1 pseudogene is annotated in these 1,396 nt (G+C 56.9%); it reads left to right on the plus strand.

The window, feature by feature from the left end:
* Positions 1–1,396: pseudogene (locus E0485_RS25280) on the plus strand (immunoglobulin domain-containing protein); the annotation flags it as partial.

The following is a 1,396-nucleotide window of genomic DNA, read 5'->3' on the forward strand; positions in this document are numbered from 1 at the left end:
CATTGCCGCCGGGGGGAACACAACTTTCTCCGTGTTGGCGTCGAACACGACGGGTTACCAATGGCAGGTAGATCAGGGCGCAGGATATACGAATATTTCGAATGGAGCGCCGTACAGCGGAGCGACAACAGCGACGCTGACGATCACCGGGGCAACGGCAAGGATGAATGGCTATATCTACCGTGTAATTGCCAGTGGTTTGGCAACGCCTGATGCGGCATCGAACGGTGCGACGCTGACGGTGAACTCGCCGCCATCGATCATCGCTCAGCCGAGCAGTTCCACCATTGCCGCCGGGGGGAACACAACTTTCTCCGTGTTGGCGTCGAACACGACGGGTTACCAATGGCAGGTAGATCAGGGCGCAGGATATACGAATATTTCGAATGGAGCGCCGTACAGCGGAGCGACAACAGCGACGCTGACGATCACCGGGGCAACGGCAAGGATGAATGGCTATATCTACCGTGTAATTGCCAGTGGTTTGGCAACGCCTGATGCGGCATCGAACGGTGCGACGCTGACGGTGAACTCGCCGCCATCGATCATCGCTCAGCCGAGCAGTTCCACCATTGCCGCCGGGGGGAACACAACTTTCTCCGTGTTGGCGTCGAACACGACGGGTTACCAATGGCAGGTAGATCAGGGCGCAGGATATACGAATATTTCGAATGGAGCGCCGTACAGCGGAGCGACAACAGCGACGCTGACGATCACCGGGGCAACGGCAAGGATGAATGGCTATATCTACCGTGTAATTGCCAGTGGTTTGGCAACGCCTGATGCGGCATCGAACGGTGCGACGCTGACGGTGAACTCGCCGCCATCGATCATCGCTCAGCCGAGCAGTTCCACCATTGCCGCCGGGGGGAACACAACTTTCTCCGTGTTGGCGTCGAACACGACGGGTTACCAATGGCAGGTAGATCAGGGCGCAGGATATACGAATATTTCGAATGGAGCGCCGTACAGCGGAGCGACAACGGCGACGCTGAAGATCACCGGGGCAACGGCGGGGATGAATGGCTATATCTACCGTGTAATCGCCAGTGGTTTGGCAACGCCTTACGCGGTATCGAACGGTGCGGCGCTGACGGTGAATTCGCCGCCGACAGTCACAGGTGTAACGAACGGAGGAAGCTATAACGTCGACAAGACGATTATGTTTAACAAAGGCACGGCGACTTTGAACGGCTCCGCGTTCATTAGCGGTTCAACTGTCAGCGCGGAAGGCTACTATACGCTTGTCGTCACGGATGCGGCGGGAAACAGCACCGCCGTGAGCTTCATCATCGATAAAACTGCTCCTGTTGTCAGCGGAGTCACGAACGGCGGACTCTATAACGTCAACAAGACGATTACGTTTAATGAAGGCACGGCGACTTTGAACGGCTCC

Source organism: Paenibacillus albiflavus (assembly GCF_004344915.1).
Lineage (GTDB): Bacteria > Bacillota > Bacilli > Paenibacillales > NBRC-103111 > Paenibacillus_AM > Paenibacillus_AM albiflavus.